Annotated in this window: 14 protein-coding genes; 6 read left to right on the top strand and 8 right to left on the bottom strand. The window is 69.2% G+C overall.

Annotated elements, in window-relative coordinates:
- Window positions 1–18: 18 nt before the first annotated feature.
- Window positions 19–1,584: a dihydrolipoamide acetyltransferase family protein gene (locus H507_RS0102375; RefSeq protein ID WP_022909129.1), complete on the top strand. Its 1,566-nt coding sequence runs from the start codon at window positions 19–21 to the stop codon at window positions 1,582–1,584.
- 12 nt (window positions 1,585–1,596) lie between these two features.
- On the opposite strand, the gene H507_RS0102380 is transcribed toward H507_RS0102375, so the two are convergent.
- Genes H507_RS0102380 through H507_RS0102390 form a run of 3 tightly spaced genes read right to left on the bottom strand, consistent with a single transcriptional unit; the run spans window position 1,597 to window position 4,235 of the window.
- A complete protein-coding gene (locus H507_RS0102380; protein ID WP_022909130.1) occupies window positions 1,597–2,361 on the bottom strand; it encodes a DUF4282 domain-containing protein in 765 nt (254 codons plus the stop codon).
- Window positions 2,362–2,365: 4 nt separating this feature from the next.
- Window positions 2,366–3,502: an alanine racemase gene (gene alr, locus H507_RS0102385; RefSeq protein WP_022909131.1), complete on the bottom strand. Its 1,137-nt coding sequence runs from the start codon at window positions 3,500–3,502 to the stop codon at window positions 2,366–2,368.
- Between the two features lie 58 nt (window positions 3,503–3,560).
- Window positions 3,561–4,235 carry an EcsC family protein gene (locus tag H507_RS0102390; protein WP_022909132.1) on the bottom strand — a complete coding sequence of 225 codons (675 nt, stop codon included), beginning with the start codon at window positions 4,233–4,235 and terminating at the stop codon, window positions 3,561–3,563.
- A 172-nt stretch (window positions 4,236–4,407) separates the two neighbouring features.
- On the opposite strand from H507_RS0102390, the gene aat reads away from it, so the two are divergent.
- Window positions 4,408–5,145 carry a leucyl/phenylalanyl-tRNA--protein transferase gene (gene aat / locus H507_RS14175; protein ID WP_022909133.1) on the top strand — a complete coding sequence of 246 codons (738 nt, stop codon included), beginning with the start codon at window positions 4,408–4,410 and terminating at the stop codon, window positions 5,143–5,145.
- Window positions 5,138–6,001, top strand: coding sequence for an Fpg/Nei family DNA glycosylase (locus H507_RS0102400; RefSeq protein ID WP_022909134.1), 864 nt, complete (start codon window positions 5,138–5,140; stop codon window positions 5,999–6,001). Before aat ends, H507_RS0102400 begins: the two co-directional genes overlap by 8 nt.
- A gap of 126 nt (window positions 6,002–6,127) precedes the next feature.
- Here the strand turns inward: H507_RS0102400 and H507_RS0102405 are convergent, their stop codons facing one another.
- The 3 genes from H507_RS0102405 to eccB all read right to left on the bottom strand — a co-directional run bounded on the left by H507_RS0102405 (window position 6,128) and on the right by eccB (window position 8,380).
- A complete protein-coding gene (locus H507_RS0102405) occupies window positions 6,128–6,418 on the bottom strand; it encodes a WXG100 family type VII secretion target (protein WP_022909135.1) in 291 nt (96 codons plus the stop codon).
- A 39-nt stretch (window positions 6,419–6,457) separates the two neighbouring features.
- Window positions 6,458–6,766: a WXG100 family type VII secretion target gene (locus H507_RS0102410; protein ID WP_022909136.1), complete on the bottom strand. Its 309-nt coding sequence runs from the start codon at window positions 6,764–6,766 to the stop codon at window positions 6,458–6,460.
- Window positions 6,767–6,985: 219 nt separating this feature from the next.
- Window positions 6,986–8,380 (bottom strand): type VII secretion protein EccB, encoded by a 1,395-nt coding sequence (gene eccB / locus H507_RS0102415; protein ID WP_022909137.1) that lies wholly within the window; start codon window positions 8,378–8,380, stop codon window positions 6,986–6,988.
- A gap of 237 nt (window positions 8,381–8,617) precedes the next feature.
- On the opposite strand from eccB, the gene H507_RS0102420 reads away from it, so the two are divergent.
- The 3 genes from H507_RS0102420 to H507_RS0102430 are packed head-to-tail and all read left to right on the top strand — an operon-like array spanning window position 8,618 to window position 11,197.
- A complete protein-coding gene (locus H507_RS0102420; protein WP_022909138.1) occupies window positions 8,618–9,781 on the top strand; it encodes a type VII secretion protein EccE in 1,164 nt (387 codons plus the stop codon).
- Window positions 9,778–10,443 (top strand): hypothetical protein, encoded by a 666-nt coding sequence (locus tag H507_RS0102425; RefSeq protein WP_022909139.1) that lies wholly within the window; start codon window positions 9,778–9,780, stop codon window positions 10,441–10,443. The genes H507_RS0102420 and H507_RS0102425 overlap by 4 nt, the downstream gene beginning before the upstream one ends.
- A gap of 25 nt (window positions 10,444–10,468) precedes the next feature.
- On the top strand, window positions 10,469–11,197 hold the full coding sequence (locus tag H507_RS0102430; RefSeq protein WP_022909140.1) for a class I SAM-dependent methyltransferase: 729 nt from the start codon (window positions 10,469–10,471) through the stop codon (window positions 11,195–11,197).
- On the opposite strand, the gene H507_RS18440 is transcribed toward H507_RS0102430, so the two are convergent.
- Both H507_RS18440 and eccD read right to left on the bottom strand, forming a co-directional pair.
- Complete coding sequence (locus tag H507_RS18440) at window positions 11,175–11,732, bottom strand: DUF3995 domain-containing protein (protein WP_022909141.1); 558 nt, start codon at window positions 11,730–11,732, stop codon at window positions 11,175–11,177. The genes H507_RS0102430 and H507_RS18440 overlap by 23 nt on opposite strands.
- Window positions 11,733–11,778: 46 nt before the next feature.
- Window positions 11,779–13,176: a type VII secretion integral membrane protein EccD gene (eccD, locus tag H507_RS17125; protein ID WP_169512672.1), complete on the bottom strand. Its 1,398-nt coding sequence runs from the start codon at window positions 13,174–13,176 to the stop codon at window positions 11,779–11,781.
- Window positions 13,177–13,227 lie beyond the last annotated feature (51 nt).

Consider the following 13,227-nt stretch of genomic DNA (forward strand, 5'->3'; position numbering starts at 1 on the left):
AGTACCAAGGAGTCAGCGATGAAGCAGTTCAAGCTCCCCGATCCCGGTGAGGGCCTGGTCGAGGCCGAGATCATCACCTGGCACGTCAAGGTGGGCGACCAGGTCAAGATCAACGACATCCTGCTCGAGATCGAGACCTCGAAGTCGCTGGTCGAACTCCCCAGCCCCTACGCCGGCACCGTCACGGCCCTGCTGGTCGAGGAGGGACAGACCGTCGAGGTCGGCACCCCCATCATCACCATCGACGACGGGGTGGACGACGCCCCGGCCCCGGCGCCCGCCGCACCGGGTCGTCCGACCACTCAGGACGCGGTGACCCAGGACTCGGGGGACCAGGATTCCGTCGCCGGTGACGTGCAGGACGATGCCGCTCCCGGTCCGATGCTGGTCGGGTACGGCCCCAAGGGTGACTCCGGGCAGCGTCGCCGTCGACGTGCGTCCTCGGCCGAGGAACCCTCCGCCGGGCAACAGTTGGCGGACTCCTACCGACAGGCGGTGCCCTCGCGTCGGGCCGACGATGTCACCCCGCCCCACACCATCACCGCCGAGGCCCACGGAGACCCCCTGCCCGAACCCGGTGAGGCACCCCACGGCACCGACATGGTGCTGGTGGGCGTCGACGGGCCGATCCTGGCCAAGCCCCCGGTGCGCAAGTACGCCAAGACCCTCGGGGTCGACCTGTCGACGGTGACCGGAACGGGACCCGGCGGGGTGATCACCCGCGGCGACGTCGAGGCGGCGGCTGCCCTGCAGCAGTTGTGGCAGCAGGAGGCGCAGCGTCCCCGCAATTCCTGGGTCGGCGAGCCCGGCGAACCCCACGTGCAGGACCCCCAGACCTCGTCCACCCATGGCGGCAGCGGCCCGCGGCTGCGTGGCGGCGAGAAGCGGGTGCCGTTCAAGGGCGTCCGCAAGGTGACGGCCGAGGCGGTGGCCGAGTCGATCGTCAACCACGTGCACGTGACCGAGTGGATCACCGTCGACGTGACGGCGACCATGCAGATGGTCGAGCGGCTGCGTTCGCGGCGTGACTTCGCCCACCTGCGCGTCTCGCCGCTGCTGGTCTATGCCAAGGCGGTGTGCCTGGCGATGGCCAACACACCGATCATCAACTCGTCGTACGACGCCGAGACGAACGAGATCGTCCTCCACGACGACGTCAACCTCGGCATCGCGGCCGCCACCCCCCGCGGACTGATGGTGCCCAACATCAAGGGCGCCTCGCGCATGAGCCTGCTCGAACTGTGTGAGTCGATCAACTCGCTCGTGCAGGTCGCCAAGGAAGGACGACTGCAACCGGCCGACTATTCAGGCGGCACCTTCACGATCACCAATGTGGGCGTCTTCGGCATCGACTCGGGCACTCCGATCATCAATCGGGACGAGTCGGCCATCCTGTGCATGGGATCGATCGAACGCCGCCCCTGGGTCGTCGGCAGCGGAGCCGACGAGCGGATCGAGCCGCGGTGGGTGACCACCGTCTCGATCACCTTCGACCACAAGCTGATCGACGGCGAGCAGGGGTCACGGTTCCTGGCCGAGGTGGCCGGCATCCTCAACGATCCGCAGTTGGCCCTGCTCTACTGAGGGCAGCCCGGGCTAGCGGGCCTGGCCACTCTCGTTGAGGGTCTCGTCCGCGGTTACGTCGTCCTCGCCGGCGGAGGCCTTGCGCAGCACCCGCACGTCCTCGGACGACCGCACCAGTGCCAGCATGGCCTCGAGCCCGACCCGGACCATCCCGACGAAGAACAGCGCCGGGATCCAGCCGAGCACCAGCATCAGGAACCCCAGCGTCATGGCACCGGAGGCGGCGCCACCGTAGGAGTTGGCGCCGGTGACGAAGAAGAACAGGAACGAACCGACCCAGGCCAGCCCGGCCAGGGCCAGCGAGAGCGCCTGGAGCACCGGGACGATGGTCGGGGCGCTCGTCCGCTCGATCCCCAGGTCGAACAGGCTGCGCAGGAAGCCACCCAGGTCGAGCTTCTTCTTCGCGATGGTGTGCTGCTGCACCGTCTGGCCGGGCTGGTTCTGGGACCACCCGCCGGTCTGCATCCAGGGGGCACCCGGGCCGGTCTGCGGGGACTGACCCGCGGACTGGGGGCCGGCCATCGGCTGACCCTGTCCGGGCTGGGGGTACGGCATCGGCTGCCCCTGGGGAGTGGGCTGGGAGTAGGGGCCCGGCTGCGCGTAGGGGGTCGCTTGACCCTGGGGCGAGGCCCATGGGTCGCTCGGGCCCTGCTGGGCGTTCGCGTCGGAGGGTCCCGCCTGCCAGCCCTGGCTCACGGGCGGCTGCCAGCCCGTGTCCTCCCACGGCTGGTGCGGGGGGTTGGCGGAGCTCCACTGCTTGCTCGGGTCATTCGACATGGCTTCATTCTTGCCCACTCGCGGTCACCACCCGGGGAACCCGCTCACCCACCAGACAGAGCACCTCGTAGCTGATGGTTCCCATCAGGTCTGCGACCTCGTCGGCGGTGCGTACGAGGTCACCGCTTCGTCCGATGATCACGACCGGCTCGCCCACCCCCACGTCGGGACGGTCGGGGCCGAAGTTGATCATGGTCTGGTCCATGCAGACCCGACCGACTACCGGCACCATGCGCCCTGCGACCAAGACGACGCCCCGGTTGCTGTTGAGCCTGGAGAACCCGTCCCCGTAGCCCACGGCGATCGTCCCGATCCAGCTGTCCTCCGGCGCCGTCCACGTGCGCCCGTAGCCGATGGTGGTGCCGGCCCTGACGTGCTTGAGGAAGGTCAGGCGGGTCGTCCATCCCAGGACCGGATGAAGGTCGGGCTCGGGCATCGCGATCGGGTCGGGGGAGTAGCCGTAGACCATGATTCCCGGCCGCACCATGGTCATCCAGTCGCGGTGCCGACGCAGGGTGGCCGCCGAGTTGGAGGCGTGCACGTGGCGCACCGGGCCGCGGGCCGAGGCGATCGCCTCGACCGCCGCACCGAAGGCGTCCAACTCGTCTTCGGTGAAGCCCCCGTCGTCGGGCTGGTCGGCGATGGGCAGGTGGGTGAAGACCCCCTCGAGCCGCAGGTGCGGGCTGGCGTCGATGGCCAGCGCCAGGCGGGTGGCGTCGGTCAGGGGGCTACCGATGCGGCCCATGCCGCTGTCGAGTTTCAGGTGGACGACCTGCTCCACCCCGGCGCGTTCGGCGGCAGCCTCCGCCTCCGTGATGGTCTGGTCGTCGACCACCGTGAGCCACATGCCGACCGCAACGGCCTCGTCCAGTTCCCCCGGAAGGCAGTGGCTGAACTTGAGGATCGGGAGGGTGATCCCGTGCGAGCGGAGTTCGTGGGCCTCGGCGACCAGCGCGACCCCGAGGGCGTCCACCAGACCACTGCTCTCAAGGGTGCGGGCGATCACCGGGGCACCGTGCCCGTAGGCATTGGCCTTCACCGCCACCAGTACGTCGGCCCCGGCCGCCCGCTCGCGGGCGATCGCGACATTGTGCCTCAGGGCGTCGAGGTCGAGGGTCGCGACGGTGATGGGCTCGGGCATGGCGTCATCATTCCACTCGGCCACCGGCGACGGCCGGGTGGCGGGTGGGGCAGACCGCTCAGCCGCGTCGGCGGTCGATGAACTGTTCCGAGGCGTAGCGGCCGATCTGGTAGGTCGACCAGCCGTCGGTTCCGGCACCCACGAACCCGCCGAGCAGCGGCACCCGCTTCGAGAACAGGACTCCCACCTTCTTGCCACCCAGGCCGGTGAGCAACACGCCCAGCACCGCCTCCGAGATCTGCTGCTCCAACGCCTTGTCAAAGACCGGAGCTGTGGCGATGGTCAGGGGGTTGCCCGGCAGGGTGCCGTTGCCCATCAGCTTGGTGACGGCCTCATGGCCCAGCAGGCACATCATGATCGCCGATCGCACGCGGGCGTCGTCCACGTCGTAGCCGCGCAGGTGGGCGATGCTCGCCACCATGCGGCTCTGCACCACCATCACCCCGGCGAGGTTGGCCGGGATCGACACCGCCAGCAGTGCGATGCCCCCCAGGTTGGTGACGAACCCCTGGGCTCCTGCGAGGCCGACGTGCTGCATCGCGATCGCGTCGATGGCCGCGTCGCGGTCCTGTCTCCTGGCCAGATGTCCGGCCGCGACCTCGCGGGCGCCGGGCAGCCCGGTGTAGCCGTCGATGGCCAGATCGAGCACCCGCCTCAGCGCGGCCCCGGCGACTCCGGGAGCCTTCCTGGGGCCCTGCACGATCGACTTGCCGATGTCACTGGGGTTGACCATGGTTCCTCCTTCTGGCCTCTCCACCCTACGGGGCGTCGGCGGCCCAGCCCACGGACGAGACCCTGAATCCTCCCCCGGTCAGCTGGACGAGCGCCCGCCCGTCCCCTGCTCGACTGTCAGGGCCTCGACTGTCAGGGCCTCGACTGTCAGGGCTGGGTGCCAGACTGGCCACGTGCTGCTGCAGGCCTTCGGGCCGGAGTCGGAGTGGCCCGACCAGGACCTGGTGGGTTTCTCCGACGAATTCGACCCCATGCTCACCCTCGCTGCCTACCAGTCGGGGGTCTTCCCCATGCCCTTGGGCGAGGTCGGGGGCGGAGTCGCCGGGCCGGACGCGATGGGGTGGTGGTCGCCCGTCCACCGCGGCATCCTTCCGCTCGACCGGCTGCGGGTGAGCCGGAGCCTGCGCAAGTCGGCCCGTCGCTACACCACCAGCGTCGACCGCGCCTTCGACGAGGTGATGGAGCGGTGCGCCGCGCCGACCCGCACCGGGGGATGGATCGATGCCCGGGTGCAGCAGGTGTTCAGCGATCTGCACCGCGCGGGTTGGGTGCACTCGATCGAGGTCTGGGACGACCGGGACCGGCTCGTCGGTGGTCTCTACGGGGTGTCGATGGGTGGCCTGTTCGCCGGCGAGAGCATGTTCCATGACGAGGAGTTCGGCCGTGACGCATCGAAGGTGGCGCTGGTGCGGTTGGTCGAGGAACTGCACCGCGGCATCACCACCGAGGGCCGTCTGCTCGACGTGCAGTGGGTGACGCCCCATCTGGCCTCACTGGGGGCGGTCGAGGTGCCTCGACGTCGCTACCTGGCGATGGTCGCGCACGCCGTCGAGCAACCGATGCCGGCCTGGCCTGCGCCCGAGGGGTCGACGCGGCCGGTGCTGCTGGTTCAGGATGGAAGCCATGCCTGAGATGCCCGAGGTCGAGGCCCTGCGAGGGTTCCTCGAGGAACGTGTGGTCGGACGAGCCATCGCCCGCGTCTGGCTGGTCGCCTTCTCGGCCCTGAAGACCCACACCCCGCCGCTGGACGCGCTGAGTGGACTCGAGGTGACCTCGGTGAGCAGGCACGGCAAGTGGATCGACCTCGACGCCCAAGGCGTGCACCTGATCTTCCACCTCGCCCGCGCCGGCTGGCTGCAGTGGCGTGACGAGATGCCGGCGGCACCCCCTCGTCCCAGCAAGAACCCCCTGGCCCTGCGAGTGGTGCTCGACGACAATTCCGGCTTCGACCTGACCGAGGCAGGCACGCAGAAGCACCTGGCGGTGCACGTGGCCACCGATCCCGCCGACGTGGCCATGATCTCGTCTCTCGGGCCCGACCCTATGGGGCCGGAGTTCGGTCAGGCGGAGTTCGACGCGATCCTCGCCAAGGCCGGACGGGCCCAGCTCAAGGGGGTTCTTCGCGACCAGCGCGTGTTGGCGGGCATCGGCAACGCCTACTCCGACGAGATCCTGCACGCCGCCCGGCTCAGCCCGTTCACTCCTGCCTCCTCGCTGGACGAAGCAGCACGGGCCCACCTGCTCGCCACCCTGCGGCAGGTGCTGACCGACGCGCTCGCCCACACCGCGGGCCTGGGTGCCAACCAGTTGAAGGACTCCAAGCGATCCTCGATGGCCGTCCACGGACGAACCGGTCTGCCCTGCCCGGTCTGCGGTGACACGGTGCGTGAGGTGTCGTTCGCCGACTCCTCCTTGCAGTACTGCCCGACCTGCCAGACCGGTGGCAAGCTGCTGGCTGACCGTCGGCTGTCCAAGCTGCTGAAGTGAGCCCACACGCCAGCAGGGGCCCGACCTGATGGTCGGACCCCTGCTGTCATCTGCACATGAGTGCGCGGGTGTTGCCTCAGTGCGTGCGGCCCGCGAGGGCTTCGATCAGCCCCTCACGGCCGTGGCTCAGGACCAGTTGCCCTGGATCGTGCGCTCGTTGTCGTCGTAACCCTGCGAGATCTGGCCGAGAACCAGGGTCATCTTGTTGGTGATGTCGGCCATCTTCTGCGCCGAGGCATCCCACTGTCGCTGAACGTCGGCGTAGGCCTGCCGGGCGGCGCCGTCCCACTGGGCCAGTGACTGGTTGAGTTCGCCCTTGAGTCGTTCCAGGTTGTCGGTGAGGCCCTTGTGGGCCTGTCCGAGATCCTGGATGCCGGTCTGCATGGCGGCCGCGTTGACCTGGGTCAGATCGCTCATCGTGTGCTCCTTCGAAATCGTGTGCGGTGGGTGGGTGGGTCAGAGCATCTGGGCGATGGGGTTCGCCGCAGCCTTCTGCTCTTCCTCGTTGCGGGTGTAACGCATCTGCGAGTCGACGAGCTTGGAGTGGATCTCCTCCAGGCCGGCCTTGACCTTCTGGAACTCATCGTCGAACTGGGAGTAGGCGCGGTAGAACGCGTCGGAGGCCTGACCGGTCCAGCCCGCGCGGAGTTCGTTGATCTGGTTCGACAGCGTCGTCTGGAGCTGGTGAATGCCCTGGTGTGAAGCGTCGATCTGGTCCGCAGCCTTCTTCATTTCTGCGCGGTCGACCTGCTGGTTGCCAGCCATGACTTCCCTTTCATGAGAAGGCGACGGGTCGGTCCCGACGCCTGGAGGGTTCCCCGCACGAGGCACCCGGGGGGCTCATGGGGTCGTTGTCCTGCTGTCGAAAACACTAGGAGAGGGCGGGGTCACCTGTGCCTCCGTTCCACCGGCCTGGGAGGCATCAGCCCAAGTCAGAGGGATTCGACGGGGCAAAGTTGAGCACGATTACTCAGGACGACCAGGTCAGGAGGTGACGCGGATCTGGGTGGCGCTCAACGACACACCGGCTGGCAGCCCGTCCTCGAACAGGGCCATCACCCCACCGGGCACCCGCATCAGCGTGGTGTTGCCGGAGGTGTAGCCCAGAGCCCGACGCGAGGCAGGGTCGGGGATGCCGTAGATCTTCTGGTTGACCACCAGGAACGAAGCCGTCTCGGTGCCCTTCAAAGCCCGGTTCATCAGCAGTGCGCCGCCCTGGTTGGGCATCTCGACCACATCGGCCTTGTTGCCACGCGGTGTGGTCGCGTTGACCGGCAACGCCGGGGTGGGCAGGTCGACGTCGAGTCGGGGGTGGTCGGGGTCACTGCGGGTGTACGTCGCGCACACCGAGACCTGCTGCATCGACACCTGCAGTGAGGGCCCCACGGGGCGTTCGTAGGGCAACCCCGGGGTGCCGACGTCGGTGAGGGTCGCCACGGAGGCGTAGTCGGCCTCCGAGATCGACACGGGCTCTCCGACGTTGAGGGTCGAGACGGCCAGCTTCATGTCGAGGTAGGTGATCCGGGCGAGGCCCTCGTCCAGTTGCACGTAGTAGCGCACCCGGGGCGAGTTCTCGTCCCCGACGCGTGCGAGGTCGCCCACCCTCAGGTTCTTCAACCCCTTGGACGGCATGGAGCCGCGCCCCTCGATGGCCAGCGGCTCGATGGGCGAGCCGACGGGCAGTGCGGCCAACCATGCGTCGCTGACGCGGGCCACGGGCAGGCCCTCGATCAGGGGAGAACTGCCGCCCCCGGGGGTCGAGAGTTGGTGCGAGGTGCCTCGCATGATCACGTACTGGGTTCCGTCGGGCGTCTGCACCGCCAACGACGAGTCCTTGCCGGCGGGTTGCTGGCCGCCGATCTGCACGGTCAGGAATCTCTCGGAGCGCACATTCTCGGCGGTCATGCACGCGCGCAAGGGGTACGGGTCGATGTCGCTGGGGTCGGGGAGTTCGTAGGGCGCGGAGGGGATGCCCAGGCGGCTCAGTCGGCGCACGTCCTTGATCAGGCTGCTGCGCACCTGCACCGTCGCCGGCGTGGTCGAGGTGTCACCGGCGCCGGCTCGCAGCCGCGCCGAGGTGATGTCCGCCATCGGGTAGAGCGCCTGCTGCTTCTCGTCGTAGACGAACAGGGAGCCCGAGTCCATGTCCTGCACCACCACATTGGGGTTGCGCCAATCCGTGGCCAGTCCGGGCCTCAGTTTGCCGAGCAGCAGGAACCCTCCGAGGGCAACCACGCCGATCAGCACCGAGACGAAGGTGGCAGTGGTGATGCGTCCCAGGGGTGACTTCGGGGCGTCGGGATCGCGGTCGACCAGCGCCGACACGAGCCGTTGGGTGACGAACGAATGGGCCTTCAGCAGGTCCTTGCGCTCCGCCATCGCTGCCGTTCCCCATCCTTGTCCTGCACACCGGTCGCGGCCCATTCTTGCCCGAGCGGGGGCCAGCACGGCAATCGCGTGAACGATGCACAGGTCTCGGGGCCGGCCGCCACACTGGGTGCTGGCCCTCGGGCTGCCTAGAGTGTTGGCGATCGCGGGCTCTCATGGCCGCCCGCCCACACCACGAACCCAGCATGACGCCCACGAGCGAGGCAAGCACAGAAGGGAAGCCGAGCGATGACCGGTGGACCCCCCTCGCGGCAGGCGCAACGTGCCTGGACCCTTCCACTGCCGACGGCGCTGCGCTGGGAGGTTGCCCTGCTGGTGCCAGTGACAGTGGCCCTGGTGGGTCGAACGACCGGCTGGCTGGTCGTCGCTGGTGTGCTGGCCCTCGCCGTGGTCGTGCTGGGCATCCCCTGGAGCGGGCGGAGCCTGCTGGGGACGGTGCTCAGCCGTCTGCGTTTCGGACGGCGCCGAGCCCGCCGGGTCGAGCATCCCGACCTGCCCGTCGACCTGGTACCGCTGGCGCAATGGCTTCCGGGGCTGCAGGTGACGCAGACCCGCTCGGCCTCGGGCACCGACGTCGGGGTGGTCACCGATGGCGAGTCATGGACGGCCATCCTCGCCCTGAACTCCGACGACCTGATGATGGCCGACGCGGGGGAGCGAATCGATCTCGATTCCCTCTCTGGCCTGACCCGGCAGGACGACATCATCTTCGCCGGCCTGCAACTGGTCACCTACACCGTCCCGGCGCCCGTCACGGCACTCCTGCATCCCGGCAGCCCGGCGGCCAGGGCGTACCTCGAGATCTCGGACGAACTCCCGCCGGCCATTCGGCGAACGTGGTTGTGCGTGCGGCTCGACCCGCGCCTGTGCCTGGAGGCCGTCGCCCGTCGCGGTGCATCCACCGAGGGCATCCACGGCACGCTTCGCTTCGGTCTGCACCGGGTGCAGGCGGCGCTCAAGAGACAGGGCCTGAGCACTCGGGTGCTGAGCCCCGTCGAGATCCACGAGGTGCTGGGACTCACCGCCGGCTCGACCCCGGACCATCCCGAGCAGCGTTCGGTGGAGTCGTGGACCTCATGGGACTGCGATGGCCTGGTGCACCTGGGGGCCCGGGTGAGGGCTGGCGGGGACGCGTCGCTCGCCCATCAGTCGCTGCTCAGTGCCCTCGACCGGGCGCCTGTGCTGTTCGCCGTCACCAGCTACACCATCGACGACCGCAACCGCCCCAGCGGTGCGGTGAGAGTCGCCGCGCCGAACCGACAACTGGCTGAGCAGGCGTTCGAGCAGTTGCGTCGGCAGTTGCCTCGGCACGTCACGTTGTCGGCCCGGGGAGGCGTGCAGGTTCCCGCTGTGCTGGGCACGGTTCCCCTCGGACGGGCGGTGCTCGGATGAGCCAGACGGCGCCGGCTGGTTGGCAGCTGCCCCCGGCCGAGGAGTCCGGCAAGGCGGCGGTGGTGCGCACCGGGCCGTCCGGTCTGGTTCTGGGACGAAGCGCGCGAGGGGCTCAGGTGGCGATTCGCCTGTTCCGCCCCCAGGGAACCCGGATCCTGCTCGACCTGCCTGCCTACGCCACCTGGCTGGTGGCCTTCCGGGCGATGTGCCTGGGCGCGCACCTGTCGGTGATCAGCGAGGACCATCGTGGCTGGCGAGGGCTCGCCAAGGTGGTCGGTGAGGCCGGGGGCACCATCGACCTGTTGCGCCGTGCCGAGAACCTGCCGGCTCAGGGGCGGCCGTATCGTCCCAGCCTGGTGATCGACGATGCCGAGAGCTTCGACGGCATCCAGGCCCCGATGGGGGCATGGCAGGCGATGGCGACGATCACCTCGACCTCGTCGAGTTCGGCGGTTCACGCTCTGCGGAACTGTGACCTGGCGCTGATCGGGCAGACGAGCGGCAAGTCCGTCGACCACCTGCGGAGGGCCTATCTGCTCAGCCCCCAGCACACGGCCCTGTTCGATGACCTGGGTTCGGCGGTGGTTCTGGCGATGCCGCGCAGGGCGGTCCGAGTGGAGTTCCCACCCACCCAGACCGAGTACGAATTGCTGTTCGCATGACGTGCTGGACCGTGGGCGGTGAGGCGTGACCTCCGAAACGCCGATCCAGGAGCAGCCCCCGGATCACTACGACGCCTTCGCGGATGCCTACGCGACGGCGAACGAGAACGGCCTGTTCAACCGGTGGTACGCGCGGCCAGCAGTCCTTGACCTGCTGGGTGACGTCACCGGACGCCGGATCCTCGACGCCGGCTGTGGGTCGGGGCCGCTGCTGGGAGATCTGAGGGAACGGGGAGCGAGCGTCGCTGGCTTCGACGCGAGCCCCGAGATGATCCGGCTGGCACAGCAGCGGCTCGGCGACGACGCGGCACTTCAGGTGGCCGACCTCAGCCAGTCGCTGCCGTACGGGGACGAGTCCTTCGACGATGCACTGGCGGTGCTGGTGCTGCACTACCTCGAGGACTGGTCGGGGCCGCTGCAGGAACTGCGCCGGGTGCTGAAGCCCGGTGGGCGCCTGGTTGTCGTGGTCAATCACCCGGCCATACCGCTGGTCATGTACCCGGAGGTCAACTACTTCGCGACGGTCGCCCATGAGGAGGAGTACGACTTCGGCGGGGTCTCGGCGACGCTGACCATCTGGTACCGATCGCTGGGCGCCATGTCGGAGTCGTTCACTGCGGCGGGATTCAGGATCGCGGCGATCCGCGAGCCAGCCGTGTCGCCTGGGACGCCGCCCGAGCTGCTGCCGTCGAGCGCAGCGGACCGGCGTCGTTTCATCGGGTTCCTCTTCTTCACCCTCGAGGCGATCGCGTAGGCAGCTCCTCTGTTGGGGCGGTCGCTGTCGTGTTCTCGTCAGCGTCGGGGCTCACGCGCCTGCGAGTGGCGAAGAGCCCTGTCGCCACGGCCGCACCCCAGAGCAGGAAGAGCGGATCCCACAACCACGCGTGACCGATCATGCCGGGCCGGTCGAAGCCCGACTGAGGCTCGATGGCACCTGCGAGAACCAAGTTGGCCACGACGGTGTTCAGACCGCCCCAGACGATGAGGACCGAAGCGCCGAGCCAGCACGCCGACCGCGTGAGTCGCCGAGCCGGCCAGCCCCAGAGGGCGAGCGCCATCGGAGCCACGGCCGCGATCACCTTGATCGCCCCAATGGGCGCGAGGAGCCACTCTCGCCCGTGGAAGCTTTTCACCAGGTCGCTGCCCAGCGACCACGCCAGAGCCGTCCCACCTGCCGCCCAGTAGAAGCTGAACCCGGCGTGGATGCCGCCCAGTACTGTCGCCGCAACCAGCCAACGGCTTGGCCCGGGGAGACCCGCGCCCTTGGACGCGCGAGTGTTCCGACTCACTCGCCGGCGACGCGGGGAGAGTTCACCCCGGCCCCACTCAGTCGCCTCATCCGCCCAGACCCCGCACGCGCACGTAGAGGTCGAGGACGCCCAACAACAGCGGCACCATCGTCAACAGCGAGACCCACTCGAGAATGTCCCCGGCCCGTCCCCAGGTGGGGGCGACGATGGTGTTGTACATGCTGGTCGCGAAGATCGCCAGCAGCAGCACGGCACCCACCAGCACCAGCCCGCTCACCAACGCCTGCCACACCGGTGGCAGCCGTACCAGCGACAGGCCGAGGGCCCCCATCAGCACGAAAGCTCCCGACAGCAGCAGGGCCAGGCGTTGCTGCAGGCCGACGAACGCTCGTCCGCGCAGGGCGAGGGCCAGACCGACGGCGGCGGTGAACCCCAGGGCCCACCACGATCCCGACAGCACCAGGGGGACGGCGAGCACGCTGACCACCAGGCAGGTGGCGACCAGCAGGGCGGCCACCAGACGGTCTGCCAACAGGGCACGCGACACGATGTCGGACTGCACGGGCGTCTCGTCGGCCATCATCGCCTGGGCGTCGGGAGGAACGGCGGGCAGGGCGATCCGGGCGATCCGGTAACTCCACGTCGGGAGGACAGAGGTGGTGGCGACCATGACGGCGATGGTGACGGCGGCCACCGAGGTGACCCAGGTGGGCTGCACCACCATCACTGTCGAGGCCACGAGCAGCACCGCCGCCGTGACGGCCGCGGTGAACAGTCCCATCACCTGCACCCCGGCCGCCAACGCACAGGCCGCAGCCACGACGAGCACCGCCGCCGCAGCCACCGTCACCCGCAGGGGCAGGGCCGAACCCGTCGGCAACACACCGAAACCCGCGAGCGCGGCGAGCGCCACGGCCGTCCACGAGAAGGCTGAGGCGACGCGGTACTCCCCGGCCGCACGTGACACCGAGACGGCAGCGATCGCGCAGCCGAGGGCGAGCACGCCGGCGGCCGCCGCCGCCCACGCCGCGATGTCTCGGAGCCCGGGTTCTCGCAGGGGTTGCACGACCATCAGCAGGGGCAGCCCGACCAGCAGGGCGACCATCACGCCGAGCGCCAGGCGCTGGGAGTGGCGGGGTGCCCAGGAAGGACGGCGCTCGGTCGAGGTCGCGACAGCGTCCACCACGTCATCGAAAGCGGCATCGGGCAGGGCGTTCTCGCGCTGCCTCAGGTGCAGCGTCTCGCCGTCGTTGAGCCCCAACTGCGAGACCAGCTGATGGGGGTCGAGCGGATCCTCCCCGAGTCGCTGCAGCACCCACGAGTGCACCGCATCGGAGGTCGTGTTCGACTCAAGACCTGCGAACCTGACCACACTGGGCAGCACCTCACCCAGGGTCACCTGACCCGGCAGGGCCAGGTCGACCCGCCGGTTCGGCGAGATGACGGTGACCCGGGCGATGTCTTCGTCGGTGGGGGTGCTCACGAAGACGCAGACTAGTGCCCGCAGGGGGCGTGAGCCGTTCGCCGACGCGAC

This window comes from Aestuariimicrobium kwangyangense DSM 21549 (genome assembly GCF_000421525.1).
Lineage (GTDB): Bacteria > Actinomycetota > Actinomycetes > Propionibacteriales > Propionibacteriaceae > Aestuariimicrobium > Aestuariimicrobium kwangyangense.